At 72.8% G+C, this 24,093-nt stretch carries 26 protein-coding genes; 17 read left to right on the forward strand and 9 right to left on the reverse strand.

Going from position 1 to position 24,093, the window contains the following annotated elements; all coding sequences use genetic code 11:
* Positions 1–665: 665 nt before the first annotated feature.
* Positions 666–1,580, reverse strand: a complete 915-nt coding sequence (locus tag OP04_RS42350) for a LysR family transcriptional regulator (protein ID WP_033345682.1) — start codon at positions 1,578–1,580, stop codon at positions 666–668.
* An 11-nt stretch (positions 1,581–1,591) separates the two neighbouring features.
* On the opposite strand from OP04_RS42350, the gene OP04_RS42355 reads away from it, so the two are divergent.
* The gene (locus tag OP04_RS42355) at positions 1,592–2,665 is read left to right on the forward strand and encodes an SLAC1 family transporter (protein WP_051799919.1); all 1,074 of its coding nucleotides are present in this window, start codon (positions 1,592–1,594) and stop codon (positions 2,663–2,665) included.
* On the opposite strand, the gene OP04_RS42360 is transcribed toward OP04_RS42355, so the two are convergent.
* Positions 2,637–3,083 carry a GNAT family N-acetyltransferase gene (locus tag OP04_RS42360; protein WP_232323939.1) on the reverse strand — a complete coding sequence of 149 codons (447 nt, stop codon included), beginning with the start codon at positions 3,081–3,083 and terminating at the stop codon, positions 2,637–2,639. The two genes, OP04_RS42355 and OP04_RS42360, sit on opposite strands and share 29 nt — an antisense overlap.
* Positions 3,084–3,164: 81 nt before the next feature.
* Between OP04_RS42360 and OP04_RS42365 the strand changes: the two genes are divergently transcribed.
* Positions 3,165–3,854: an SDR family NAD(P)-dependent oxidoreductase gene (locus OP04_RS42365; protein ID WP_033345683.1), complete on the forward strand. Its 690-nt coding sequence runs from the start codon at positions 3,165–3,167 to the stop codon at positions 3,852–3,854.
* Here the strand turns inward: OP04_RS42365 and OP04_RS42370 are convergent.
* Positions 3,847–4,614 carry a phosphotransferase gene (locus OP04_RS42370; RefSeq protein WP_085067218.1) on the reverse strand — a complete coding sequence of 256 codons (768 nt, stop codon included), beginning with the start codon at positions 4,612–4,614 and terminating at the stop codon, positions 3,847–3,849. The two genes, OP04_RS42365 and OP04_RS42370, sit on opposite strands and share 8 nt — an antisense overlap.
* A gap of 110 nt (positions 4,615–4,724) precedes the next feature.
* The gene (locus tag OP04_RS42375; RefSeq protein WP_033345684.1) at positions 4,725–5,582 is read right to left on the reverse strand and encodes an ion transporter; all 858 of its coding nucleotides are present in this window, start codon (positions 5,580–5,582) and stop codon (positions 4,725–4,727) included.
* A gap of 23 nt (positions 5,583–5,605) precedes the next feature.
* Here OP04_RS42375 and OP04_RS42380 point away from each other — a divergent pair, with 23 nt between their 5' ends.
* The 3 genes from OP04_RS42380 to OP04_RS54115 all read left to right on the forward strand — a co-directional run bounded on the left by OP04_RS42380 (position 5,606) and on the right by OP04_RS54115 (position 8,542).
* Positions 5,606–6,580 carry a nitronate monooxygenase gene (locus OP04_RS42380; protein WP_198154177.1) on the forward strand — a complete coding sequence of 325 codons (975 nt, stop codon included), beginning with the start codon at positions 5,606–5,608 and terminating at the stop codon, positions 6,578–6,580.
* Positions 6,581–6,815: 235 nt separating this feature from the next.
* Complete coding sequence (locus OP04_RS42385; RefSeq protein WP_033345686.1) at positions 6,816–7,841, forward strand: TerC/Alx family metal homeostasis membrane protein; 1,026 nt, start codon at positions 6,816–6,818, stop codon at positions 7,839–7,841.
* A 101-nt stretch (positions 7,842–7,942) separates the two neighbouring features.
* Positions 7,943–8,542: a hypothetical protein gene (locus tag OP04_RS54115; RefSeq protein ID WP_157241105.1), complete on the forward strand. Its 600-nt coding sequence runs from the start codon at positions 7,943–7,945 to the stop codon at positions 8,540–8,542.
* Between the two features lie 111 nt (positions 8,543–8,653).
* Here OP04_RS54115 and OP04_RS42395 read toward each other — a convergent pair whose 3' ends face one another.
* The gene (locus OP04_RS42395; protein WP_033345688.1) at positions 8,654–9,181 is read right to left on the reverse strand and encodes a snapalysin family zinc-dependent metalloprotease; all 528 of its coding nucleotides are present in this window, start codon (positions 9,179–9,181) and stop codon (positions 8,654–8,656) included.
* Positions 9,182–9,322: 141 nt separating this feature from the next.
* On the opposite strand from OP04_RS42395, the gene OP04_RS42400 reads away from it, so the two are divergent.
* Positions 9,323–10,273 carry a quinone oxidoreductase family protein gene (locus OP04_RS42400; protein ID WP_033345689.1) on the forward strand — a complete coding sequence of 317 codons (951 nt, stop codon included), beginning with the start codon at positions 9,323–9,325 and terminating at the stop codon, positions 10,271–10,273.
* Between the two features lie 4 nt (positions 10,274–10,277).
* Here OP04_RS42400 and OP04_RS42405 read toward each other — a convergent pair whose 3' ends face one another.
* Together OP04_RS42405 and OP04_RS42410 are read right to left on the reverse strand one after the other, a co-directional pair.
* On the reverse strand, positions 10,278–11,207 hold the full coding sequence (locus tag OP04_RS42405) for a diacylglycerol/lipid kinase family protein (RefSeq protein WP_033345690.1): 930 nt from the start codon (positions 11,205–11,207) through the stop codon (positions 10,278–10,280).
* Between the two features lie 22 nt (positions 11,208–11,229).
* Positions 11,230–11,712: an NUDIX domain-containing protein gene (locus OP04_RS42410; protein ID WP_033345691.1), complete on the reverse strand. Its 483-nt coding sequence runs from the start codon at positions 11,710–11,712 to the stop codon at positions 11,230–11,232.
* Positions 11,713–11,764: 52 nt separating this feature from the next.
* Here OP04_RS42410 and OP04_RS42415 point away from each other — a divergent pair, with 52 nt between their 5' ends.
* Entirely contained in the window at positions 11,765–12,985 is a 1,221-nt protein-coding gene (locus tag OP04_RS42415) for an ATP-binding protein (protein WP_232323940.1), read from the forward strand.
* On the forward strand, positions 12,982–15,303 hold the full coding sequence (locus OP04_RS42420) for a sensor histidine kinase (RefSeq protein WP_232323941.1): 2,322 nt from the start codon (positions 12,982–12,984) through the stop codon (positions 15,301–15,303). Before OP04_RS42415 ends, OP04_RS42420 begins: the two co-directional genes overlap by 4 nt.
* Here the strand turns inward: OP04_RS42420 and OP04_RS42425 are convergent.
* Positions 15,293–16,177, reverse strand: a complete 885-nt coding sequence (locus OP04_RS42425; RefSeq protein WP_033345693.1) for a DMT family transporter — start codon at positions 16,175–16,177, stop codon at positions 15,293–15,295. The genes OP04_RS42420 and OP04_RS42425 overlap by 11 nt on opposite strands.
* Before the next feature lie 70 nt (positions 16,178–16,247).
* On the opposite strand from OP04_RS42425, the gene OP04_RS42430 reads away from it, so the two are divergent.
* Positions 16,248–17,147: a LysR family transcriptional regulator gene (locus OP04_RS42430; protein WP_033345694.1), complete on the forward strand. Its 900-nt coding sequence runs from the start codon at positions 16,248–16,250 to the stop codon at positions 17,145–17,147.
* A 283-nt stretch (positions 17,148–17,430) separates the two neighbouring features.
* Here OP04_RS42430 and OP04_RS42435 read toward each other — a convergent pair whose 3' ends face one another.
* Positions 17,431–18,129 (reverse strand): TetR/AcrR family transcriptional regulator, encoded by a 699-nt coding sequence (locus tag OP04_RS42435; protein ID WP_085067219.1) that lies wholly within the window; start codon positions 18,127–18,129, stop codon positions 17,431–17,433.
* Positions 18,130–18,204: 75 nt separating this feature from the next.
* Between OP04_RS42435 and OP04_RS42440 the strand changes: the two genes are divergently transcribed.
* From OP04_RS42440 to OP04_RS42475, 8 genes are all read left to right on the forward strand, one after another.
* Positions 18,205–19,482 (forward strand): glycosyltransferase, encoded by a 1,278-nt coding sequence (locus OP04_RS42440; protein ID WP_033345696.1) that lies wholly within the window; start codon positions 18,205–18,207, stop codon positions 19,480–19,482.
* A 91-nt stretch (positions 19,483–19,573) separates the two neighbouring features.
* Positions 19,574–21,130, forward strand: coding sequence for a CocE/NonD family hydrolase (locus OP04_RS42445; RefSeq protein ID WP_033345697.1), 1,557 nt, complete (start codon positions 19,574–19,576; stop codon positions 21,128–21,130).
* 86 nt (positions 21,131–21,216) lie between these two features.
* On the forward strand, positions 21,217–21,630 hold the full coding sequence (locus OP04_RS42450) for a hypothetical protein (protein WP_033345698.1): 414 nt from the start codon (positions 21,217–21,219) through the stop codon (positions 21,628–21,630).
* The gene (locus OP04_RS42455; RefSeq protein ID WP_033345699.1) at positions 21,624–21,848 is read left to right on the forward strand and encodes a helix-turn-helix transcriptional regulator; all 225 of its coding nucleotides are present in this window, start codon (positions 21,624–21,626) and stop codon (positions 21,846–21,848) included. The genes OP04_RS42450 and OP04_RS42455 overlap by 7 nt, the downstream gene beginning before the upstream one ends.
* Positions 21,845–22,828: an NAD(P)-dependent alcohol dehydrogenase gene (locus OP04_RS42460; RefSeq protein ID WP_033345700.1), complete on the forward strand. Its 984-nt coding sequence runs from the start codon at positions 21,845–21,847 to the stop codon at positions 22,826–22,828. The genes OP04_RS42455 and OP04_RS42460 overlap by 4 nt, the downstream gene beginning before the upstream one ends.
* A gap of 85 nt (positions 22,829–22,913) precedes the next feature.
* Positions 22,914–23,189, forward strand: coding sequence for a hypothetical protein (locus OP04_RS42465; protein WP_033345701.1), 276 nt, complete (start codon positions 22,914–22,916; stop codon positions 23,187–23,189).
* Positions 23,190–23,202: 13 nt separating this feature from the next.
* On the forward strand, positions 23,203–23,787 hold the full coding sequence (locus tag OP04_RS42470; protein ID WP_085067220.1) for an RNA polymerase sigma factor: 585 nt from the start codon (positions 23,203–23,205) through the stop codon (positions 23,785–23,787).
* Positions 23,784–24,092 carry a hypothetical protein gene (locus tag OP04_RS42475; RefSeq protein WP_033345702.1) on the forward strand — a complete coding sequence of 103 codons (309 nt, stop codon included), beginning with the start codon at positions 23,784–23,786 and terminating at the stop codon, positions 24,090–24,092. Before OP04_RS42470 ends, OP04_RS42475 begins: the two co-directional genes overlap by 4 nt.
* Position 24,093 lies beyond the last annotated feature (1 nt).

Below are 24,093 nucleotides of genomic sequence, written 5' to 3' on the forward strand. Positions count from 1 at the left end.
TTTCCCGCTTCCGGCGTGGTCGCGGTCCGCATGCTCCCGCGGGCCAACCTCCGGCGGGCTCCACCTCCGCTTCGCTCCGTTACGCACGCCGACTCGGAGCCGGTCCCGCCGCTGGTCACCCCAGAGCCGCGACTCCCACCGCCGGTAACGTCCGCGGCGCGGCTCACGTTTCCCACCGATCGGGGCTGACGCGGGCCGAAAGGGTGCCGCATCTGCGGAAGGTGAGCGCACGGCCGGCCACGCGCCCGTTTTCGCATCTATCGGTACCGGCCTGGAGTGATCAATCCATGGAGACCGAAAGATCCACCGTTGAATGTACGTGGGAGTCGTCATCCGGCCCGGATAACGACTCCCACGTACATTCCGTCTTGATCGACTCAAGTCACGACCCCGTGACTGGGCGCCATAAGGTGATATTTCGGGCGCGAGTGCGGCAGGAGCCGCGAGAGCTGTGCCGGGGCGGCGCGCGGACACCCGCCTTCGGACTTCGGAACCGGCGGCGGGACCGGCGGCGGGACAGGCTCCGAGCGACGCGCGGAGCGCCGGCGAAGCCCGACGCGAGGCTTGCCCGCGGGGGCATGCGGACCGCCACCACGCCGGAAGCGGGCACAGGAAATAGATCTTGAATGTGCCCTCCCGCGCCGGACGGCGACGAGGGCCGACCGCTACTGAGGCCGGCGGCGGGCGATCAGGTACAGGTCGTGGGCGGGGCCGCTGAGCTGGTGGCCGGTCGGCCAGACGGCGCGCAGGGAGCGTTCCAGGCGGACGCCGGGAATGGGGACCTCCACCAGCGTGCCCGCGGCCAGTTCGGTCGTGACCGCGAGGGAGCTGAGGACGGCGGGGCCGCTGCCGGCCGCGACCGCGTGCTTGATCGCGGTGGTCGAGGAGAGTTCCAGCAGTGGTGGCGCGAGCGTGTCGAGGCCGTGGGTGCGGAGCGCGGCCTCCAGTGCGCGACGCGTGCCGGACAGCGCCTCGCGCGCGACCAGTGGCGTGGACGCCAGCTCCGACGGCGGGATGCCGCGCCGGCGGCGGGTCCAGGCGTGCCCGGGGGCGACGACCGCGACCAGGCGGTCCGTGGCCACCGGTGACGCGTGCAGGCCGGCCGGCAGGTCGGGGCCCTCGACGAAGCCGAGGTCCGCGTCGCCGGAGAGGACGAGCGCGGCGACGGCGGCGGAGTTGGCGGCCTGGAGCGCGACCGTGAGCGTGGGGTGGCCCGCGCGGATGGCGACGAGCCAGCCGGGGAGCAGGTACTCGGCGACGGTCTGGCTGGCGGCGATCAGCAGCCGGCCCTCGGCGGCGGTGCGCAGCGTGCCGACGCCCTCGGCGAGCGCGGCCGCGGCGTCCAGGGCGGCGCGGGCCCAGTCGGCGACGAGCGCGCCGTGGGCGGTGAGCGTGGAGCCGCGCGGGCCGCGGTGGAGCAGCGTGAGGCCGAGCGTCCGTTCGAGGCGGCGCAGCCGGGCGCTGGCGGCGGGCTGGGAGACGCGGTGTTCCTGCGCGGCGCGGCCGACGCTGCCGAGCCGGGCGACGGACAGCAGCAGGTCGAAGCCGGTCAGGTCGGACACCAGCGGCGGCAGAGGCATAACGGCAGGTTATGACCCCATCGGAGATCACCGTCTACCGGACCGGGACGTCCGCGCCGAGAATGGAGATCATGAACTTCGGGCCGAACTGGTTCGCGACCGTGATGGGCACCGGCATCCTGGCCACCGCGGCGCTGTCACTGCCGCTGGACGACGTGCCGGGCGTGCGTCCGGCCGCGGCCGCGGTGTGGGCGGTCGCGGTCACGCTGCTGGTCGCGTTGAGCGTCGGACTCGGGCATCATATATACCGAAAAAAGCGGACGTATCTTGACGATCCGGTCCTGGCTCACTTCTGGGGCGCGCCGCCGATGGCGGTCATGACGATCGGCGGCGGCGCGCTGCTGCTCGACCTGCCCGGCGCGGTGCCGCTGGCCGGCGTCTGCTGGCTGATCGGCGCGACCGGCGGCCTGGTCACGGCCGTGGTCGTCCCCTACCGGACGGTGACCCGCGGCTGGGGCGGCCCGGCCGACGCGCCGGGCGGGCGGCTGATGCCGGTCGTCCCGCCGATGGTCGCGGCCGCGAACGGCGCGCTGCTGGCGGCCCGCCTGCCGGCCGGGGATCTGCGCACCCACCTGCTGATGGCCTGCGCGGCCATGTTCGGGGCGAGCCTGGCCGCCGCGCTCGTGGTGATCGGCCAGGTGTGGTCCCGCATCACGACGTACGGTCCGGGCGCGGCCGTGGGCGTACCCACGCTGTGGATCGTGCTCGGGCCGCTCGGGCAGTCGATGACGGCCGCGCACCTGCTGGCCGCGGCCGCACCCCCGGCGCTGTCCGGCACGGCGAACGCGGTCGCGGTGCTCTACGCCGTACCCACGATGGGGTTTGCCCTGCTCTGGTTGTCGTTCGTGATCGCGTTGACGGTGCGGGCCGCGCGGGACGGGCTGCCGTTCACGCCGGGGTGGTGGGCGTTCACGTTCCCGGTCGGCACGCTGGTCACCGGCGTCGCGGGGCTGTCCGTGCGGGTCGGGTCCGGGCTGCTGGGCGCGCTCGCGCTGGCACTGTTCGGGCTGCTGCTGTGCGGGTGGGCGGTCGCGGCGGGCGGCACGCTGCGCTGGGTCAGAGGGGCTTTCGCATCTGCTGCGTGACCACGGTGTACCCGGTCGCGGCGTAGAGCGAGATCGCGGCCGTGTTGCCGCCGAAGACGTTCAGCTCCAGCGCGGTGGCGCCGTGCTCGCGCGCCACCCGTTCCACCGCGGACAGCAGCGCCCGGCCGTAACCGCGGCCGCGCTGGGCCTCGTCCACCGCGATCAGCATCAGGAACGCGCAGCCCTCGTGCCCGCGCGGATGCCTCAGCCCGAGCCAGGCCGATCCGACCGGCTCGCCGGCCGCGGACACCGCGGTCAGGAACACGTGGCCGGGCGTCGTGACGCCGTCGGGGACGATCGTGTCGATGTCCCGCAGCACCTGATCGCGGCCGGCGTCCGGCTGCGACTCCATCCACAGCGCGGCGTTCAGCTCGCGGAACGCGGGGAACTCCTGCGCGGTCATCGGGCGCACGTCCACGGTCGCACCCTAGCGTGGTAGTCGGAGGGTCACCATCGACGCGGCCTCCCTGACGGTCCGGTTCCCGGCGAGGCTAGGCCCATGGATCTGGGACTGAAGGGCCGCACCGTCATCGTCACGGGCGGCAGCGGGGGCATCGGCCGGCATCTCGTGCGCCGGTTCGAGGACGAGGGCGCGGACGTGATCAGCACGCATCACGGCAACGGAGACGGTTTCACGTTTGACCTCGGTGACGACCCGGCCGCGCTGATCGATACCGCGCTGAGCCGGACCGGGCGCATCGACGTGCTGGTCAACAACGCGGTGCGGTGGGGGTCGGCCGTGCCCCGGCCGGACGCGCTGTTCGAGACCGTGCCGGACGACGAGTGGCTGGGCGTGGTCCGGGACAACATCGAGGGTGCGATCCGGCTCAGCCGCGCGGTGGCACCGCACCTGCGCGCGCAACGGTGGGGGCGGCTGGTGCACATCTCGTCCGGCCTGGCCGTGGACGGTGCGGCGGGCAGCGAGTACTACGGCGCGGCCAAGGCGGCGCTGCACGGGTTCAGCCGGTCGGTCGCGTACGGGCTGGGCGGCTCCGGCGACATCCTGTCCAACGTGGTCATGATCGGGCTGACCCGCACGGAGCGGAACGCGTTCATCGTGGACGGCGCCGGCCCGGCCCCGAACCCGGCCGGCCGCTGGCTGGACGCGGAAGAGGTGGCCGCGCCGGTCGTGTTCCTGAGCTCGGCCGCGAACACCGGCATCACCGGCCAGATCATTCCCGTCATGTGAGGCCCAGCGCCCGCTTCCAGACCGCCTCGTGGCGCACGATGTGGTCGGTGTCGTCGCGCCAGGCGTCGCCGTGCCCGGTCCGCCAGTGCGTCAGCCACGGCTCCACCCCGAGCGCCGCCTGATCACGCAGGAAGTCGTGCATCGTGCCGGTCCGGGCCGCCAGCAGCGGCACCAGCTCCTCACGCTGCTGCTGGTCCAGCCCGTAGGCGTCCGCGAACACGCCCAGCCGCCGCCCCTGGTCCCACGCCGACCAGGGGGACAGCGGCACGAACCCGTGCGCGGCGTACGCCAGGTCCCACAACCGGGAACCCGGCCCGGCCGCGTCCCAGTCGATGAAGACGAGCGCGTCGCCGTCCACGACCAGGTTCCACGGCGCCAGGTCGTTGTGCGTGATCATCTCGACGCGGTCCGGCGGCGTCAGCGCGAACCACCGCGCGTCCGCGGGCGGCACGAACCCGGCCGCGGCCTCGTGCAGCTCGCGGATCACCCGCGCCACCGCCCGGATCGCCTCGTCGCTCGCCACCAGCGGGAACTCGTCGCCCCACGGCACCGTGCCGACCGCGAACGTCAGCACCTCCCGCCCCTTCTCGTCGAACCCGAGCGGCCGCGGCGCGTGCCGGAACCCGTTGCGGTGCAGATGCTCCAGGAACGCGTGCACCGCGGGCGTGTGCGGCCCGGCCGGCCGCCGGACCGTGTCGCCCACGCGCACGATGTCGCCGCTCACGTTCCCGCGCGGCAGCAGCACCTCTTCATCATTCACAATCCAGCATATTTGCCCATTTCCGCCGTGGTCACCACCCGTTCGCTCCCGCGGGCTCACCGTCCGTGGGTGGTCACGTCCCGGAAACTGCTGGTGGCGCGACCGCGCGGTCAGGCGCGATCCCGCTCCCGGTCGATCCGCAGGTCGCGCTCCAGTTCGGCCATGAGCGTGCGCAGGTCGTCGAGGCGCTGGCTGACCGCGATCCGGTCGATCTCGTCCGGGATGCCGTCGCCGTCCGCGTCCGCCAGGCCTTCGGTGATCTCCAGGCGGCGGGCCTCCTCCATGGAGTTCACGATGACCGCGATCAGGATGTTGAGCAGCAGGTTCACCATGACCAGCACGTAGCTGACGTAGTAGAGCAGCGTCCACGGCGACAGGCCGATGCCCTGCGCGACCAGGTCCGGCAGGTTCTCCTGGGAGAGCAGCACGAAGAGCGTGACCATCGCGTGGCCGACCGTGCCGTACTGCTCGGGGAAGTCGTCCGCGAAGATCAGCCAGCCGGCCATGGCGTAGAGGTACATGGTGACGACCGCGAGCGCCAGGAAGCCGCCGATGCCGGGGAGGCTGCGCAGCAGCGCGCTGACGATGGTGCGCAGGCCGGGGGAGAAGCGGACCAGGCGCAGCACCCGGGCGATGCGCACTATCCGCAGCAGCGCGGAGTCGCCGTGCAGGCCCGGGACGAAGACCGCGGCGATGACCACGAAGTCGAACACGTTCCAGCCGTGCCGGAAGAAGTCCTGCGGGCGGCGTCCGTGGGCCAGGATCCGGATCGCGATCTCGGCGACGAAGACGATGCGGAAGAACCACTCCAGGCCGCGCAGCACCGGTTCCCACGCGCCGAGGTGCTGGTAGGTCTCGATGCCGAGCACCACCGCGTTCGCGCCGATCACGACGATGATCACCACCTCGAAGGCGCGGGAGTCGCTGAGGGCGGCGCAGGCGCGGGCGAGCGGGGAATGCGTGATCATGGATGCAGGGTATGTTGCCAAGCGTGATCGAACTGTCCCGCCCTGTCGTGGCCGCGCCGATGGCCGGCGGTCCGTCCACGGTGGCCCTGGTCATTGCGGCGGCGCAGGCCGGAGGGCTCGGATTCCTGGCCGCCGGCTACAAGACGCCGTCCGCGGTGGCGTCCGAGATCTCGGCGGTGCGGGCCGCGGGTGTCCCGTTCGGGCTGAACATCTTCGTGCCGGGCTCTTCTTCGCCCGATGTCGCTTTATTTCGGGAATATCGGGCGATTTTGGAGCGCGATTTCGGCGCCGTGGGGACGCCGCCGCCGGACGACGACGACCACTTCGCCGAGAAGCTGCGGCTCGCGGCCGGCGTGCCGTTCGTCAGCTTCACGTTCGGCCTGCCGCCCGGGTCCGCGATCGCCGCGCTCAAATCCGCCGGCAGCACCGTCATCCTTACCGTGACCAGCGCGGACGAGGCCCGCCAGGCGATCGCGGCCGGCGCGGACGCGCTCGTCGCGCAGGCCGGGACCGCGGGCGGCCACGCGGCCGTCTTCGACCCCGCCGGCTACCGGGGTGACACCACCGCGCCCGCGCTGCTCGGCACCATGCCCCGGGACGTGCCGATCATCGCGGCCGGTGGCACCGGCACGGCCGCGGACGTCCGCGCGCTGCTGGACCGGGGCGCGGTCGCGGTCCAGGCCGGCACCGCGTTCCTGCTGGCGGACGAGGCCGGGACCAGGGCGGCCCACCGCGAGGCGCTCACCGGCGCCCGGGAGACCGTGATCACCCGCGCGTTCACCGGCCGGCCCGCCCGCGCGCTCCGTAACCGGTTCACCGACGTCTACGGCCCGCACGCGCCGATCGCGTACCCCGCGATCCACCACCTCACCGCGCCGATCCGGGCGGAGGCGGCGCGCCGCGGCGATCCGGAGACGCTGCACCTGTGGGCCGGCACCGCCTACCCCGAGGCGCGTCCGGGTCCGGCCGCGGACATCCTCCACGCGCTCGCACCCTGAGCTGCGGGCTTATAACAAATTCCGGCAACCCGGCCCTGAACTGCTGCTTCTCAGGAATCATCCAGGGAAGGCCCATAGGGTTGTGCGTTGAGGGGAGTACCCCACAAAGATCGCTCCGGTCAGTACGGGTAACCCATGTGACCCCCGGACGATCGCCCACCTGAAACCCACCCCTACGGGTGAGGTGCGGCGGGGGAGACCTCAGGCGATTCCGCGTGCGCCTGAGGAGGCTCCCGTGAATGTCCTGTCCGCCCCGCTCCAGACCATCGGATCGCCCGGTCTGTGGGGGATCACACTCGCCATCCTGCTCGCGCTCCTGGCGGTCGACTTCGTCATCACCCGCCGCCCGCACGACGTGCACATGAAGGAAGCGATCGGGTGGACGATCTTCTACCTGGCGCTGCCGGTCGCGTTCGGCCTGATCATCTGGCCGATATACGGGGCCACTCCGTCGATCGAGTTCTTCACCGGTTACGTGGTGGAGAAGTCCCTCTCGGTCGACAACCTGTTCGTCTTCATGCTGCTGCTCGCCGCGTTCGCGGTGCCGAAGGAACTGGCCCAGCGCGTCCTGCTCTACGGCATCCTCGGCGCGCTCGTGCTCCGGGCGATCTTCATCGCCATGGGCGCGGCCGTGCTCAGCACCGGCACCTGGGCGTTCCTGCTCTTCGGCGGCATCCTGCTGCTCACCGCGATCAAGGTGATGCGGGACGCGCTCAAGGGTCAGGACCACGAGGTCGACATCGACGGCATGCGCAGCGTGAAGATCCTGCGCCGCCTGATGCCGGTCACCACCACGTTCCACGGCTCGAAGCTGACCATCGTCGAGCACGGCAAGCGGACGCTGACGCCGATGGCGCTGGTCGTGGTCGCGGTCTTCATGACCGACATCGTCTTCGCGGTCGACTCCGTGCCGGCCGTCTACGGCGTGACCGAGGACCCGTACATCGTCTTCGCCACGAACGCGTTCGCGCTGCTCGGCCTGCGGGCGCTCTACTTCGTGCTGCAGAACGCGCTGAGCAAGCTGCGCCACCTCAACCACGGCCTGGCGATCATCCTGGCGTTCATCGGCGTGAAGCTGGTGCTGCACTGGGCGCACACCGTCTGGTCCTGGGTGCCGGACGTGCCGACGCCGCTCTCCCTCGGCGTCATCATCCTGACGCTGGTGACGGTCACGCTGACCTCGCTGGCGGCCAACCGGCGGGACGAAGCGGCGGAGAGGTCCGGCGGCAGCGGCCCGTCGAAGGAGTCCGCGCACGTCTGAGAATAGATCGTGACCGATCGTACGGCAGGGGTGGCGCCTGAGGTGCCACCCCTGTTGACTGGACCGCGGAAGCGCTCGTCGGGCACGGGGAAGGAGGCGCTGTGGAGACTGATCCGGCTTATACGCTGGGGCTGATCGCCGGCCGGGTGTTCTGCCTGCTGGTCTGCCTCGGCGTGGTGGCGTTGATCGGGTTCGGCATCTACAAGCTTGCGACCAGGAACAACAACGGGAAGCCGTCGGCGCCGGGGCACTATGGGCCGGGCTATCCGGGATATCCGCAGCAGCCGTATGACCCGCAGCAGTCGTATCCGCCGTCGCAGCAGCCCTATCCGGGTCAGCAGGGTTACGACCCGCAGCAGCAGGGTTATCCGCCACCGCCGGGCTACTCGGCGCAGCCGCCTCACCCGGGTCATCCCGGCTATCCGGGTCATCCCGGCTATCCGGGTCATCCCGGCTATCCGGGGCAGCAGGGTCATCCAGGTCAGCAGGGCCACCCGTGGCAGCCGGGTTATCCGGAACAGCCGGGTTACTCGGGCCAGCCGTCCTACGAGCCGCCGCCGCAGCATCCGGGCTCGCACATCGGGCAGCAGTCGTCGCCCGACCCGGGGCCGTCGTCGTCGCCGTCCGCGGACCCGCCGTCCTCGTCCGGGCCGGACTCCTCGTCGTCGGGTTCGTCCTCGTCCTCCTCGTCCGACAGCTGAGAACCGGCGCGCCAGGGGAGTGGTGCGCCGGTCATCCCTCAGCCGGCGTCGGAGCGTGGCAGGGCTCGGACCGTGGCGGGCCTCGGAGCGCGCCGGCGCCGGGCGAGCCGGTCAGCGCCAGACATAGACGCCCGCCGTCGTCGCCGGCGAGCCCGCGAACGCGGCGTTGACCTGCGCGACCTCGGTGGCGTTCGGGTTCGGGTTGGTGCAGGAGACCGGCGCGCTCGACCCGGACATCAGGTCGCTGCACAGCCCGGTCCGCCGGTCCGGCAGCCCCAGGATGTGGCCGAACTCGTGCGCCGCGATCCGTGGCGGGTAGTAGCCGTCGACGACCGCCTCACGGCCCATGTACCAGTAGCCGTTGCCCAGCGAGGACGTGTAGGTGCGCGGCCACCCGTTGTCCGCGTAGACCCGGATGTTCGGCGTGCGCCCGGCCGGCACCGGCTGGAGCTTGACGTTGGTGGCGCGCGCGTTCCAGATCGCCGCGCCCTGATTCACCACGGAGACGAACTCCTGCGCGGTGCTGGCGTCGTAGTACAGGATCCGCGCGGCGGCGGACGCGGGCTGCGCCGCCACCAGCATGCCGCCGAACAGCAGCGCAAGCGTGGCGACCAGCGTGGACAGTCTTCGTAGGACCATCACAAAACCTCGCAATCGAGTAGGAAGCGGGTTACCCGACGCTAGCGAAGGCAGCGATGATTGTGGATATATCGGTTTCCGCCTACCGTCCGTGTGATAGCGGATAATCCGGCTGACGACCAAAATCATCGGGAGGTACGCGTGCGCGCCATCCAGCTCACCGAGTTCGGCGGCCCCGAGCTGCTCACCGTCTCCGAATTGCCCGACCCGGTCCCCGGCGACGGCGAGGTGGTCCTGGACGTGCTCGCCTCCGGCGTCAACTACGCGGACACGCACCAGACCGAGAACTCCTACCTCGCGAAGCAGACGCTGCCGTTCATCCCGGGCGCCGAGGTGGTCGTGCGCGGCTCGGACGGCCGCCGCTACGCCACGATGGTCGACGGCGGCGGCTACGCGGAGAAGATCGCGGTCCGCCCGAGCCGCCTGATCGCGGTCCCGGACCGGGTCGACGACGGCGCCGCGCTCGGCGCGCTGGTCCAGGGCTCCACCGCGTACCTGCTGCTCCACCACGCCGCCCGGCTCGAACCGGGCGAGTCCGTCGTGGTGCACGCGGGCGCGGGCGGCACCGGCTCGCAGGCGATCCAGCTGGCCAGGCGGGCCGGCGCGGGCCGGATCATCGCCACCGCGTCCACGCCGGAGAAGCGCGCGATCACGCTGGAGCTGGGCGCGGACGTGGCCGTCGACTCCACGACCGCGGACCTGAAGTCCGCGCTGCTGGAGGCGAACGGTGGCCACCGCGTCGACGTGGTGCTGGAGATGACCGGCGGCGCGGTCTTCGACCAGAGCCTGTCCGCGCTGGCCCCGCTCGGCCGCCTGGCCTACTTCGGCATGGCGTCCCGGACGCCGCCCGCGCCGGTGATCCCGGGCGCGCTGCTGGCCCGCAGCCGTGCCGTGATCGGCTTCTGGCTGGTGTACGTGGTGGCCCGCCGCCCCGAGCTCTACACGAAGGCGGTCGGCGAGCTGTTCGGCGCGATCGCGGACGGCTCACTGAAGCCGCTGCCGGGCGCCGCCTACCCGCTCGCGGAGGCGGCCGACGCCCATCGCGCGCTGCTCACCCGTACCAGCGTGGGGAAGTTGATCTTGAGGCCATGAAAAGTCAGCGGTCGATCGTGCCGGCGGGCGCCATCACCCGGAGCGCGTTGGCCTCCAGGCCGATCCGCATCGGGGTGCGCCCGCACGGCTCGCCGTCCACCTCGACCGGCGCGGAGCGGTCCGCCTCCAGCCACAGCTCGCCCACGGCCAGGAACGGGTCGTCGACCAGCGTGCGCCGGTGCCCGGTCGCGGCGTTGCGCGCGGTCTCCCGCAGCAGCCCGAACCGCCCCTTGCCGCCCACCGGGTACGCCACCAGCAGCCGGTCGTCCGCGTCCGCGTCCGCGGTGATCGGCCGTCCCGCGTGGAAGCCGCCGTTCGCCACGTAGAGCTGATGCGTCCGGAACTCGTGCTCGTCGCCCTCGGCCCGCACCACCACCCGCATCGGCCGGTGCCGGAGCAGGAGCATCAGACCCGTCAGCGGGTACGCCCAGCGCCCGGCCAGCCGCTTCAGGGGCGGCGGCGCCGCGTTCATGACCGCGGCGGACAGCCCGACGCCCACGTGATTCGTGAACAGCATGTCGCCGGCCCGGCCCAGGTCCACGTCGATGACCTTGCCGGAGACCAGCGTGTCGATCGCCTCGTCCAGGTCGAGCGGCACCCGTACCGTGCGGGCGAAGTTGTTCGTGGTCCCCAGCGGCAGCAGGCCGAGCGCGTTCTCCCGGTGCGCCATCATCCGGGCGGCCGTGCTGATCGTGCCGTCGCCGCCGCCGGCCACCACCAGGTCCGCGCCGGACTCCCGCGCCTTGACCAGCGTCTCCTCCAGCCGGCGCGGCTTCTCCACCGGGTAGGAGGCGAGCAGGTCGAAACCGGCCCGCTCCAGCCGCGCCTTGGCGCCCTCGTAGAGCAGCCGGCCGCGCCGGGAGTGCGTGTTGACGACCAGCACCGCTCGCCGGTCCCGGTGGATGTCCTCGGTCAAGCGTTGCTTCGTCCGCATCGGTGCGCAGCCTACCGAACGATCAACCGAAGAAGCGCGCGACCAGCAGGCTGTGGAGCGGGAACCCCATCTCGGCCGGTCCGTCCAGCACGTAGTGGCCGAGCGTCTCCGGGTTGTCGAAGGCCGCGGGCAGGTCGCCGGGCGCGATCGGCGGCAGCAGGCCCGCGACCAGCACGGTGCCGTCCGGCGTGCTGTGCACGTCGAAGAGCGTGACCGCGTCCGGGTCCGCGCGCACGCCGGTCTCCTCGGACAGTTCCCGGACCACCGCGCGCTGCCAGCTCTCGCCCACGTCGACGTAGCCGCCGGGCAGCGCGGGCAGCCCGTACGCCGGCGGGATCCCGCGCCGGACCACCAGCAGCCCGTCGCCGACCGGCTGCAGCGCCAGCCCGACCGGCGCCGGATTGCGGTAGGTGATCTCGCCGCACGCGCCGCAGGCCCGGGGCCAGGGCTGGTCCGGTGCGTACGCGGCGCCGCAGAAGGAACAGTGGGCGTGGGGGTCGGCCATGCGGACGAGGATCCCACGAAATCGGCCCCGGACCCCGTACCCGGCTGGGATCATGGCGATTGTGAAGGCTCCGGTGCCGGTCGACGAACCACAGCGGCTCGCGGCGCTGCGCGAGACGGCCATCCTCGACACGCCGCCGGAGTCCGAGTTCGACGACATCGCCGTGCTCGCGTCCGAGATCTGCGGCACGCCGATGGCGCTGGTCAGCCTGGTCGACGCGGACCGCCAGTGGTTCAAGGCCAAGGTCGGCATCGACGTGCCGGAGACCAGCCGCGACGTGTCCATGTGCGCGCACGCGGTGGCGGACCGGGGACTGCTGGAGATCGACGACACCGCGGTGGACGCCCGGTTCGCGCAGAGCCCGATCGTCACCGACCAGGGCATCCGGTTCTACGCGGGCGCGCCGCTGCTCATGCAGGACGGTCACGCGATCGGCACGGTCTGCGTGATGGACCGCCAGCCGCGCGAGCTGACCGGCGACCAGCGGCGGGCACTGCGCTCGCTGGCCAGGCACGCCGCCGCCCACCTGGAGCTGCGCCGCTACGCCGCCCGCGTGCTCGACGCCGCGGACCGGCTGCGCGAGCTGGACCGGCTCAAGGACTCGTTCCTGGCCAGCGTCAGCCACGAACTGCGTACCCCGCTGTCGCTGATCCGGGGTTATCTCGAGGTGCTGCTGGACGACGACGCCGATCCGGACACGGCCCGCCGCTTCCTGGCGGTGATGAGCCGCAACGCGGACCGGCTGCTGCGCCTCATCGACGACCTGCTGCTGGTCGCGCGCCTGCACGAGGACGGCCTGAAGCTGGACAGCACGACCGCGGACCTGTCCGAGCTCGCCTACCAGGCCGCGGTCGCGTCGAAGCCGCTGGCCGAGCACAAGGGCATCACCGTGGTCGACCACACCGGCGCGCCGATCCTGATCGCGGGCGATCCGCAGCGGCTGTCCCAGGCGTTCAGCCACCTGATGTTCAACGCGGTCAAGTTCACGCCGGAGGGCGGCCGGATCGCGGTCGCGACCGGCGGGGAGGACGAGCCGACGCTGACCATCATGGACACCGGCGTCGGCATCCCGCAGGCGGACCTGCCGTTCCTGTTCGACCGGTTCCACCGCAGCAGCACCGCGGACGTGCTGGCCACCCAGGGCTCCGGCGTCGGGCTGACCATCGTCAAGGCGATCATCGACGCGCACCACGGCACGATCACGATCGAGAGCGAGCCGGACGAGGGCACCACGGTCCGGGTCACGCTGCCCCGGGGGACGCCGTGCGCGTGACCGACCGGGTCGAGCGCCCGGAACGCCTGGCCGCGGTCGCCGCCACCGGCCTGCTGGACCGCCGCGACGTGGCCGGCCTGGACCGGCTCACCCGCCTGGCGGCGCGGCTGCTCGCCGTGCCCACCGCGCTGGTCTCGCTGGTCACCGCGGACCGGCAGGTGTTCCCGGGCCGGGCCGGGAACGAGTCCTTCGAGGGGCCGCTGTCGCACTCGTTCTGCCGGCACGTGGTGGCGGACGACGCGCCGCTGGTGGTCACGGACGCCCGCCTCGACCCGCGGGTCAGCGACAACCCGGCCGTCCCGGAGCTGGGCGTGGTCGCGTACGCGGGCATGCCGATCCGGGTCGGCGGCGAGACGCTGGGCGCGTTCTGCGCGGTGGACACCGTGCCGCGCGCCTGGACCGAGGCCGAGCTGGCCGTGCTGGAGGATCTGACCGCCGCGGTCGAGTCGGAGATAGCGCTGCAGCAGGCCGCACACGACGCGGAGCGGTCCGCCGCCGCGTTCAAGTCGGTGCTGGACGTGGCGCACGACGCGTTCGTCTCGATCGACCCGGACGGCCGCGTGGTCGAGTGGAACCAGGCCGCGGAGGCGATGTTCGGCTGGACGCGCACCGAGGCGGCCGGCCGCGTGCTCACCGACCTGATCGTGCCGCCGGAGTACCACTCCGCGCACGACACCGGCCTGGCCCGGGTCCGCGAGACCGGCATCTCGCTGCAGGCCGGCAACCGCCTCGAACTGCCCGCGCTGCACCGCTCCGGGCGACGCTTCCCGATCGAGCTGACGCTGCAGGTCACCGACGGCGGCGGCGCCGGCCTGCGCTTCCACGGCTTCCTGCGCGACATCAGCGAGCGGCGCGCGGCCGAGGACCTGCTGCGCCGCCAGGCCGAGCTGATCGACGCCGCGCCGGCCGCGATCATCGTGCGCGACCCGGACGGCACCATCCGGTCGTGGAACCGCGGCGCGGAGGAGATGTACGGCTGGCCCGCCACCGCCGTGCTCGGCCGCAACGTCCACCGGCTGCTGTCCACCGAGTTCCCGGCCGGGCAGGACGTGGTCGACCGCGCGCTGGCCGGGCACGGCACCTGGCAGGGCGAGCTGATCCACCGGCGCGCGGACGGCACCGAGCTGGTCGAGCTGAGCCGGCAGACCATGCGCGCGGGCCGGGACGGCGGCAACGAGATCATCGAGACGAACGCGGACATCACCGACCGCCGCCAGGCCGAACGCGCGCTGGAGGCCACCGAGCGGCAGTTCCGCACCCAGTTCCACCAGTCCACGATCGGGCAGCTGATCATGGACTCCGGCGGCACGATCATGCACGCGAACAGCGCGTTCGCCGCCATGATCGGGCTGACGCCGCCGGAGGTGGTCGGCCGGCACATCGCGGACGTCACCCACCCGGAGGACCGCGAGGAGGACGCGCGCAAGCGGGCCGGGCTGTTCGCCTCCGACTTCGCGTCCTACGAGCGGGTCAAGCGGCTGCTCGACGTCTACGGCCACCCGGTCGACGTGCGGGTGGCCGTGCGCCTGGTCCGCGACCACGACGGCACGCCGCTGCACCTGCAGGCCATCGTGCAGGACATCACCGCGCAGCTGCACGCCCAGCGCGAACGCGACGCCGCGCTGGGCGCGCTCACCCACCGCAACCGCCAGCTCGAACAGGCGAACCTGCTCAAGCTGGACCTGATGGGCATGCTCTCGCACGACATCGGCACACCGCTGGCCACCATCATCGGGTACGGCGAGGTGCTCACCGAATCGCCGCTGTCCCCGCGCCAGCAGTCCGCGATGGACCGGATCCTCAACGGCGCGCGCCGCATCGACGTGCTGCGCCACAACGTGCTGGCCATGTGCGCGCTGGACGCGGACCGCCTGCAGACCCGCCGCGAGGACGTGCTGCTGGCCGGCGCGCTCGCGGACGCGGTCCGGGCCGCGGACCTGACCGTGCCGATCTCCTGCCCGCCCGGCGTGACGGTGCTGGCCAACCCGGCCCACCTGCAGCAGATCGTGGTCAACTTCCTGAGCAACGCGGTCAAGTACGGCGGTGGCGCCACCATGGTCACGGCCGCGGCCGCGGGCGACACCGTGGAGATCGGCGTGCACGACGAGGGACCCGGCGTGCCGGAGGCACTGCGCGCGCACCTGTTCGAGCGCTTCACCCGCGCCGCCGAGGTCACCGCCACCGGCCACGGCCTCGGCCTGCACATCGTCGCCAGCCTGGCCGAGGCGAACGGCGGCTCGGTCGGCCACCGCGACAACACCCCGACCGGCAGCGTCTTCTCGCTCTGCCTGCAGCTGTCACCGCGCGTCACACGGTGACGGCCTCCGGGGTGGCGGCGCGGGCCCGCGACGGGCGGGTGGAGAGCCAGCAGCCGGAGGCGATCAGCGCGAACCCGGCCACCGTGCCCAGCCCGATCGGCTCGCCGAGCAGCACCACGCCGAGCAGGACCGCGACCACCGGGTTGACGTAGGTGACCAGTCCGGCGCGGGACGGCCCGGCCTGCGCGATCAGGCCGTAGAAGGCGAGCAGCGCGGCCGCGGTGCAGAGCACGCCGAGCGCGACCAGCGCGGCCCAGGAGACCGGCCGCACGTCGCCGGCCGGCAGCGAGAACAGCGCGAACGGCAGCAGCACCAGCGAGCTGATCGCGGTGGTGCCGGCGGTCAGCGCGACCGGCGGCACGTCCGCGGCCCGGCGCTGCACCAGCACGGTCGCGATGCCGTAGCCGAGCGTGGCCAGCAGCACCATGCCGGCGCCGAGCAGGCCCAGCCGGTCGCCGGACAGGTCCGCGCCGACCAGCACCGCGACGCCGGCGAAGCCCAGGCCCAGGCCGGCGATCCGGAGCGGCGTGAGCGGCTCGGCGCGCAGCATCAGCAGCGCGATCACGGCCGGTTCGATCGCGATCAGCAGGCCGGTCAGCGAGGAGCTGATGTGCACCTCGCCGTACGTGATGAGCAGGAACGGGCCGACGATGTGCACCAGCGCCAGCACGGCGACCACGGGCAGCCGGCCGCGCAGCGAGGTCAGCACCCCGCGGGCGGCCGCGATCGGCAGCAGCACCAGCGCCGCGATCGCCAGCCGGCCGAACACCACGGCCATCGGCGACAGGTCCTCGATCGCGACCTTGATCAGCAGGTACGGCATGCCCCAGAGCACGGACACGGTCAGGAAGAGAAACCACGCTCGTCTGTTCACGGGTCCAGCCTTCCGTCGTACCGTTGTAAGGGGTAGTGGTGTTCTCCTCACCAGGTTTTAAGGAGTTCTAATGATCGACGTGCACCGGCTCCGGGTGCTGCGCGAGGTCGCCCGGCACGGCAGCTTCAACCGGGCCGCGATCGCGCTGCGGATGACCGCGTCCGCCGTGTCGCAGCAGATCGCGGCGCTGGAGCGCTCGGTCGGCGCCGCCGTGGTCGCGCGCAGCCCGCGCGGCGTGCAGCTCACCGAGGCCGGCCTGATCCTGGCCGACACCGCGGACGCGGTCACGGCCGAGCTGCACCGCGCCGAGCACGACCTCGCCCGCCTCTCCGGCGCCGCGGACCGGGAGCTGACCGTGGCCACGTTCGCCAGCGGCGGGCAGCGGCTGCTCCCGCCCGCGCTGATCCGTTTCGGTCAGGAGCATCCGGACGTGGTGCTCACCGTGATCGAGAGTGACACCGAGCAGAGCCTGCCCCAGGTCGGCGCCGGCACCGCGGACCTGGCGCTCGCCTACCACTTCGACGGCCCGCCGCCGGACCACCCCGGCCTGGCCTGGACGCCGCTGCTCGACGACCCGCTGTGGGCCGTGCTGCCGTCCGGCCACCCGCTCGGCGACCGCGACTCCGTGAGCCTCGGCGAACTGGCCGACGAACGCTGGATCCTCGGCTGCCTCGGCATGGACGAGATCCTCGGCACGCACGCGACACTGGCCGGCTTCTCCCCGATGATCGCCTGCCGCGGCAGCGACTACGTCTTCGCACAGGCCCTGGTCCGCGCCGGCGTCGGCGTCAGCCTGATCCCCCAGGTCGCGCTCACCGTCGACCGCGGCGGCCTCGCGGCGGTCCCCATCCGGGTCCCCGGCCCGGTCCGCTTCGTCGGCGTCGCCACCCCCGCCCGCCGCGTCCGTCCCGCCGCCGCGGCCCTGCTCCGCGCGCTCCAGGAGACCGTGGCCGCACTCCCGGTGGGTTAGCGGATCAAGATCCAGGTCGTTGCCCGCTTCCGGTGTGGTGCGGCAGCGTTGCTCCCGCGGGCGCTTGAGTTTCTGGGGGCGACCCCAGACCCCGAGCCCGCCGGCGCGATGGCGTGATCCGCGCCTCGCCGCCGGTCGGGAGGCGACGACCCCAGGTCAAGAGCTTGCTTGCCCGCTTCCGGCGTGGTCCGGCAGCGTTGCTCCCGCGGGCAAACCTCGCGTCGGGCTCCGCCGGCGCTCCGCACGACGCGAGGAGCCGGTTTCGCCGCTGGTCCGGCAGACCCTAAGGGGCTGATGCCCGCCGGCGGGCGCGATGCCGGGCGTAGTGGGCGGTGATCATGAGGTCGAGGTCGGCCTCGATCTCGGGGGCGGTCGTGCGGCGGTCCAGGATGACGGCGAGGGCGTGGCGGCGGAGCGCGCGCTCCAGCTCCTCGATCTCCTCGCCGGTGAAGTGCGGGGCGGCGATGCGGACCGACTCGGTGAAGCCCTCGAAGCCGCGCGCGACCACCACCGCGATCGCGGACTCGTACTCCTCCGGGCCCAGCTCCATCGCGGCCCGCAGACCGCCGCGGTAGAGCGCGAGACGCTGCATGATCGTCGCTGCCGCGCGGCGCCCGAAGCCCTCCGGCACGGGGCCCGGGGAGTCCGCGAGGTTCGTGAGGTTCTCGGGATCCTGCGCGTTGTGCTCGTCGCAGGTGCGGCCGGCGAACTCGTTGCTGAGCGGCAGCAGCACCAGGTCCCGCTTGTTCGGGAAGTAGTGGTAGAGCCCGCCGATCGACATCCCGGCCGCGCGCGACGCCGCCCGCATGCTCAGCCCCTTCACCCCGACGCGTTCCAGCAGCGGCAGCACCGACCGGTAGATCTCGACCCGCCGGTCCGTCCGGTCCTCCGGCGGCCGCCCGACCCGGGGTTTTCCGAACGAATCCGCTGTTTCATCCGGAGAAGGCGCTGAAACCGTGGCCCGCGCGTGATCTGCTCCCATGCTGGCCACCGTAGCCCGGCCGTCCGCGGTGCCAGGTCGGCACCTCGACCGGGCTGTGGGGGAGAGTGACAGACCGTGGCGCGGTTCCTTTTTGCGTCCACAGCCCTTGCCGGGCACGTGAACCCGGGCCTTCCGCTGGTCCGGGCGCTGACCGCGGCGGGACACCGGGTCCGGTTCATGACCGGCTCCGCGTTCGAGGACGCGGTCACGCGCGCGGGCGCGGAGTTCGTGGCCGGCCCGCCCGAGGCGGACTTCCGGGAGCCGAACCTGGACCGGCAGTTCCCCGAGCGCGCCGCGTACCAGGGCATCAAGCAGCTCCAGTGGGACCTGGCGAACGTCTTCGTGGCGCCGACCACGGCCCAGGCCGAGCGGGTACGGAAACTGCTGGCCGAGGAGCCCGCGGACGCCATCGTGTCCGATGTGTCCTGCTACGGGCCAATCCTGGAGGCCGAGCGCGCCCGGCTGCCGATCGCGCTCTACGGCATCAGCGTGCTGCCGTTCCCGAGCGTGGACCTCGCGCCGTTCGGGCTGGGGCTGGCGCCGATGTCCGGCCCGGCCGGCCGCCTGCGCAACCGGGTGCTGCACGCGCTGGTCCGCCGCGCGGTGTTCGGCTTCTCGATCGGCCTGATGGACGCGCAGCGGGCCCGGGTCGGGCTGCCGCCCGCGGGCAGGACGCCGATCGAGATCGCCGAGCCGCCCGCGGCCTACCTGCAGATGTCCCCGCGCGGCTTCGACTACCCGCGTTCCGACCTGCCGGAGTGGGTGCACTTCCTCGGCCACCCGCGCGCGAGCGCGCCGGACCCGGACTGGACGCCGCCGGCCTGGTGGGACGAGGTGACGCGCGGCGACCGTCCGGTCGTGGTGGTCACCCAGGGCACGCTCGCCACCGACCCGGACGCGCTGGTCCGGCCCGCGATCGCCGGGCTCGCGGACGAGGACGTGCTGGTGGTGGCGCTGAGCGCGGGCGCGGACCCGGCCGTGCTGGGCCCGCTGCCGGCGAACACCCGCGCGGCCGCCTACCTGCCGTTCGGCGGGCTGTTCCGGCACGCGTCGGTGGTGGTCACGAACGGTGGCTTCGGCGGCGTGCAGACCGCGATCGCGCACGGCGTGCCGCTGGTCGTCGCGGGCCGGTCCGAGGACAAGGTGGAGGTGACCGCGCGCGTCGCGTTCTCCGGCGTGGGCGTGAACCTGCGGACCGGGACCCCGAAACCCGCGGCGGTACGCGACGGCGTGCGCCGGGTGCTGCACGAGCCCGGGTTCGCGGCCCGTGCGCGGGCGCTGCGTGACGAGGCCGGCGACACCGACCCGGCCGCGCGTGCCGTCGAGGTGCTGGAGCGCCTGTTGAATCGATAGGTGTCTAGGTCTTGTGGTGTGACCCGCGGGTAACCTACGCTCCCGGCAACGCTGTTACCTACCGGTAACACCCGCGTGTCAGGAGTGCCGCATGCGCCTGCCCGCCCTCATGTCCGCGCTGCTCGTCGCCGTCGCGCTGGCCGTGTCCCCGTCGTCGCCCGCCTCCGCCGCCACCCCGGTCGCCGGGCCGCAGGCCGTGGAGATCGCGGCCGGCGACGGGACCCGGCTCGCCGCGAACGTGATCGCGCCGCGCGCCTCCGGGACGTACCCCCTGATCGTGTTCATCGCCAGTTGGGGTCTGAACGACGCGGAGTATCTGGCGCAGGCGGCCAGGCTCGCGACCGGCGGGTACGTCGTGGTGTCCTACACGCCGCGCGGTTTCTGGCTCTCCGGCGGCGACATCGACACGGCCGGGCCGCGGGACGTGGCGGACCTGTCCACCGTGCTCGACTGGGCGCTGGCCCACACCGCGGCGGACCCGTCGAAGGTCGGCGTCGGCGGCGTCTCCTACGGCGCCGGGATCGGGCTCATCGGGGCCGCGTTCGACCCGCGGATCCGGGCGGTGACCGCGCTCAGCGGCTGGACCGACCTGGTCTACTCGCTCTACGGCAACGACACCCGGCACCTGCAGTCGACGCTGTTCCTGCAGCTCGCGGCGCAGTTGCTGGGCAGTCCGGGGCCGGAGCTGTCCGGCGTGCTGGCCGACTTCTTCGCGAACCGGGACGTGCCCGCGATCAAGGCGTGGGGCCGCACCCGCTCGGCCGCCTCCTACCTGGACCTGATCAACGTGCACCGGCCCGCCGTGCTGATCGCGAACGCGTGGAGCGACACGTTCTTCCCGCCGAACCAGCTGACCGCGTTCTATACCGGGCTGACCGGCCCGAAGCGGCTGGAGCTGGCGCCCGGCGACCACGCGGTGGCGGAGGCGGGTGGCCTGCTCGGCCTGCCGAACCCGGTGTGGACCAGCGTGAGCCGATGGTTCGACCACCACCTGCGCGGTGTGGCGAACGGGATCGACGCGGAGCCGCCGGTGCGGGTGCGCCCGTGGAACGGCCCGGCCGAGGGCTACGCGGACTGGGCGGACCTGACCGGATCGGTGCGCCGCTATCCGCTCGGCGCGATCCGGCCGCTGGACGGCACCGGGCTGCTCGGCGACCCCGCCACCACCGCGTGGAGCAAGCCGGTGCCGCTCGGGCTGGACACCACCGCGAACGGCGGGATCGCGCTGATCAGTAACGGTCTGTCTGCGATCACCGGCGTGCAGCAGTCGGTGTGGTTGCCGTCCGTGAGCCGGCTGCGGGCCGGCGTGTGGGCCTCGTCGCGCCCGGCCGTGCCGGTGAAAGTGCGGGGCGTACCCCGTGTGCATCTGGATCTTGAAAGTGCCCCGGCGCACGGCACGCTGGTCGCCTATCTCTACGACCTCGATCTCGCCGGCACGGCGAAGCTGATCACGCATGCGCCGGTGAGCTGGTCCGCGAGCACCGGTGCGGTCGACGTGGATCTCCATGCGACCTCCTACGACGTGCCGGCCGGGCACTCGCTGACGCTGGTGGTGGACAGCGAGGACCCGCTCTACCTGGACGCGAACACGCTCGGCACGTCGGTGTCGCTGGGTGCGGGCTCGTATCTGGACCTGCCCGTGATGTGACCCGGGCCGGCCGGGATGTAAAGAGTTCTTGACACGCCGGGGTACGGTGGTGATGTCAAGAAAGCTTTACATCGCCGGAGGTGCCCATGACGCTGGAGGAGAGGCGGGCCTGGATCAGGCTCGCGGTCGCGGTGATCGCCTACGGGGCCTACGTCGTGGTCGTCACGATCGGCGCGGACGGCCGCCCGCTGACCGACACGTCGTACGGTGCCGCGCTGCTCTGGTCCGTCGGCGGCGCGATCGTGGCCTCGATCGTGGCCGAGACGCTGCTCGGCGGCCGGTCCCGCGAGATCGACGTGCGGGACCGGGAGATCGGCCGCGTCGGCGACCACACCGGTCAGGCGTTCGTGGTGATCGGCGCGCTCTCCGGCATGCTGATGGCGGTGGCGGAGTGGGACCGGTTCTGGATCGCCAACGTCATCTACCTCTGCTTCGCGCTGTCGTCCGTGCTCGGCGGCGTCACCAAGGTCGTCCTCTACCGCACGGGAATGCCGTGGTGAAGCCGACGCGGGTGACGAACAGCATCCGCGCGCTCCGCCTCGCCCACGGCGAGATGACCCAGGCCGACCTGGCCGGCCGCATCGGCGTCACCCGCCAGACCGTGATCGCCATCGAGCAGGGCCGTTACTCGCCGTCGCTGGAGATGGCGTTCCAGATCGCGCGCGTCTTCGGTGTCCCCCTCGACGATGTCTTCCAATACCCCCTGGAGCCGTCATGAAAGCCATGATCAATCAGCGGTACGGTGAGCCGTCCTCCGTCCTGAGGCTCGCCGACGTCCCCCGGCCGGTGCCCGGTCGCGACGAGGTCCTGATCGAGGTGCACGCGGCCGCGGCCGACCCCGGCGTCTGGATCCTGGTCACCGCGCGGCCGCCCGCGATGCGCCTGATGGGCTTCGGCCTGCGCCGCCCGAAACACCCGGTCCGCGGCCGTGACCTGGCCGGCGTGGTGGTCGGGCTCGGGCCCGGCGTCACCCGGTTCGCGGTCGGCGACGAGGTCTACGGCACCTGTGACCGGGGGTCGTTCGCGGAATACGCGGTGGCGCCGTCGAAGTGGCTGGCCCGCAAGCCGGACCGGCTGTCGTTCGCGGAGGCGGCCGCGGTGCCGGTCTCGGGCCAGACCGCGCTGGAGGCCATTCGTGCGGCCGGCTCTCCGGACGGCCGTCGCATCATGATCACCGGGGCCGGTGGCGGCATCGGCGCGTTCGCCGTTCAGCTCGCTGTCGCGGCCGGTGGGTCCGTCACCGCGGTCTGCGGGCCCGGCAAGGCCGAGCTGGTCCGGTCGCTCGGAGCGGACCGCGTCATCGACTACACGCGCGAGGAGATCGACCGCGACGGCCCCGTGCACGACGTCATCCTGGACACCGCCGGCTGCAGGCCGTTCCCGCTGCTCCGGCGCGCGCTCACGCCGACCGGCACGGTGCTGCTGGCCGGCGGCGGCCACGACGCACCCGGCTTCCTCGGCGGCTTCACCCGCCAGATGCGCGCGCCGCTGGTCAGCCTGGCCGGCCGGCAGCGCTTCCGCCCGGTCGCCGGCCGCGAACGCGCGGCGAACCTGGAGGAGCTGTCCGGCCTGATCCGCTCCGGCACCCTCACGCCGGTCATCGACCGGACGTTTCCGCTGGCCGCCGCCGCGGACGCGCTCGCCTACCTGTCCGAAGGCCACCCCACAGGCAAGATCGTCATCACGGTACGGGAGTGAGCCAGGTCACCCCGGCAGAGCCAACCTCCGGGCGGGCCGCGCGTCTGTCACAGCGAAACCGCACCTCGGAGCCCTTGGAGGGCACATGCGTCTGAAGGCACTCATCTTCTCCGGCGTGGCCGCGGTCGCGCTCGGCGGCGGGCTGGCGACGGCCGCGTTCGCCTCCCCGGTCGCGCAGACCCCGCCGCCCGCCTCGCCCCAGCTCGCGCCGCAGCCCGACGGCTCGATCGTGTTCACGCCCACGCAGCCGTTCACGTCCGAGGGGAACACGGGGGTCGAGCGCCGGGCGGACGGCACGTTCCTGATCCCGGCGGACACCCCGGTCGAGGTCATGCCCGGCGGCTGGATCCGGATCGGCTGACAGACGCCGCCGCATGATCCTCGCGATCCGCCCGTCGTGGCTGCAGCTGCTGCTGCGGTCCGTGACGTCCGGTGCGCACGCCTCCCGCGGCGGTTCGTCGCGGGAGGCGCCACCGGCGATCAACGAGCTCTATCACGTACGACGGCTCGGCCTGGTCCGGCTGGCCGTCCTCATGGTCGACGACCTGCCCACCGCGGAGGACATCGTGCAGGACGTGTTCGCCGCGCTCTACCGCCGCCACGGCGCGGACCTGCGCGGCGTGACCGACCCGCACGCGTACCTCACCACCGCCGTGATGAACGCGTGCCGGTCCGCGCTGCGGCGGCGTCGCACCGCGCGGGCGTACCTGCCGCCCAAGCCCCTGCCCGCGCTCGCCGCGGAGGACGAGGCGCTGCGCACCGAGGCGGACCCGGAGGTGCTGGCCGCGCTCACCCGCCTCACCGTGCGGCAACGCCAGGTCGTGGTGCTCCGCTACTACGCGGAACTGTCCGAGGAGGAGATCGCCGATGCGCTGCGCGTGTCCCGCGGCACCGTGAAGTCCACCGCCAGCCGCGCCCTGACCATCCTGCGCGACGCGCTCTCGGAGGCCCGGCCATGACCGACCCCGTCGAGGACCGGGTGCGGGCCGCGCTCGGCGCCCGCGCCGCCGGCATCACGCTCGACGACCTGCGCCCGTCCAGCCCGCCGACGCTGCGCCCGGCCCGCCGCGTGCTCACGCTCGCCATCCGCGCGCTGGTGATCGCCACCGCGCTGGTGCTGGTCGCGATCGTGCTGATCCCGGACCGCGACCCCGCCGTCGAACCCGCGGGACCCGGCCCTTCGCAGGACTGCACCTCGTTCGTCACCACCGGGATCGGCCCCACCCTCGGCATGCCCCAGTGTCCGTACACCGAGGGCCCGTGAC

Origin of the sequence: Catenuloplanes japonicus (assembly GCF_000717135.1) — a bacterium.
Taxonomy (GTDB): domain Bacteria; phylum Actinomycetota; class Actinomycetes; order Mycobacteriales; family Micromonosporaceae; genus Catenuloplanes; species Catenuloplanes japonicus.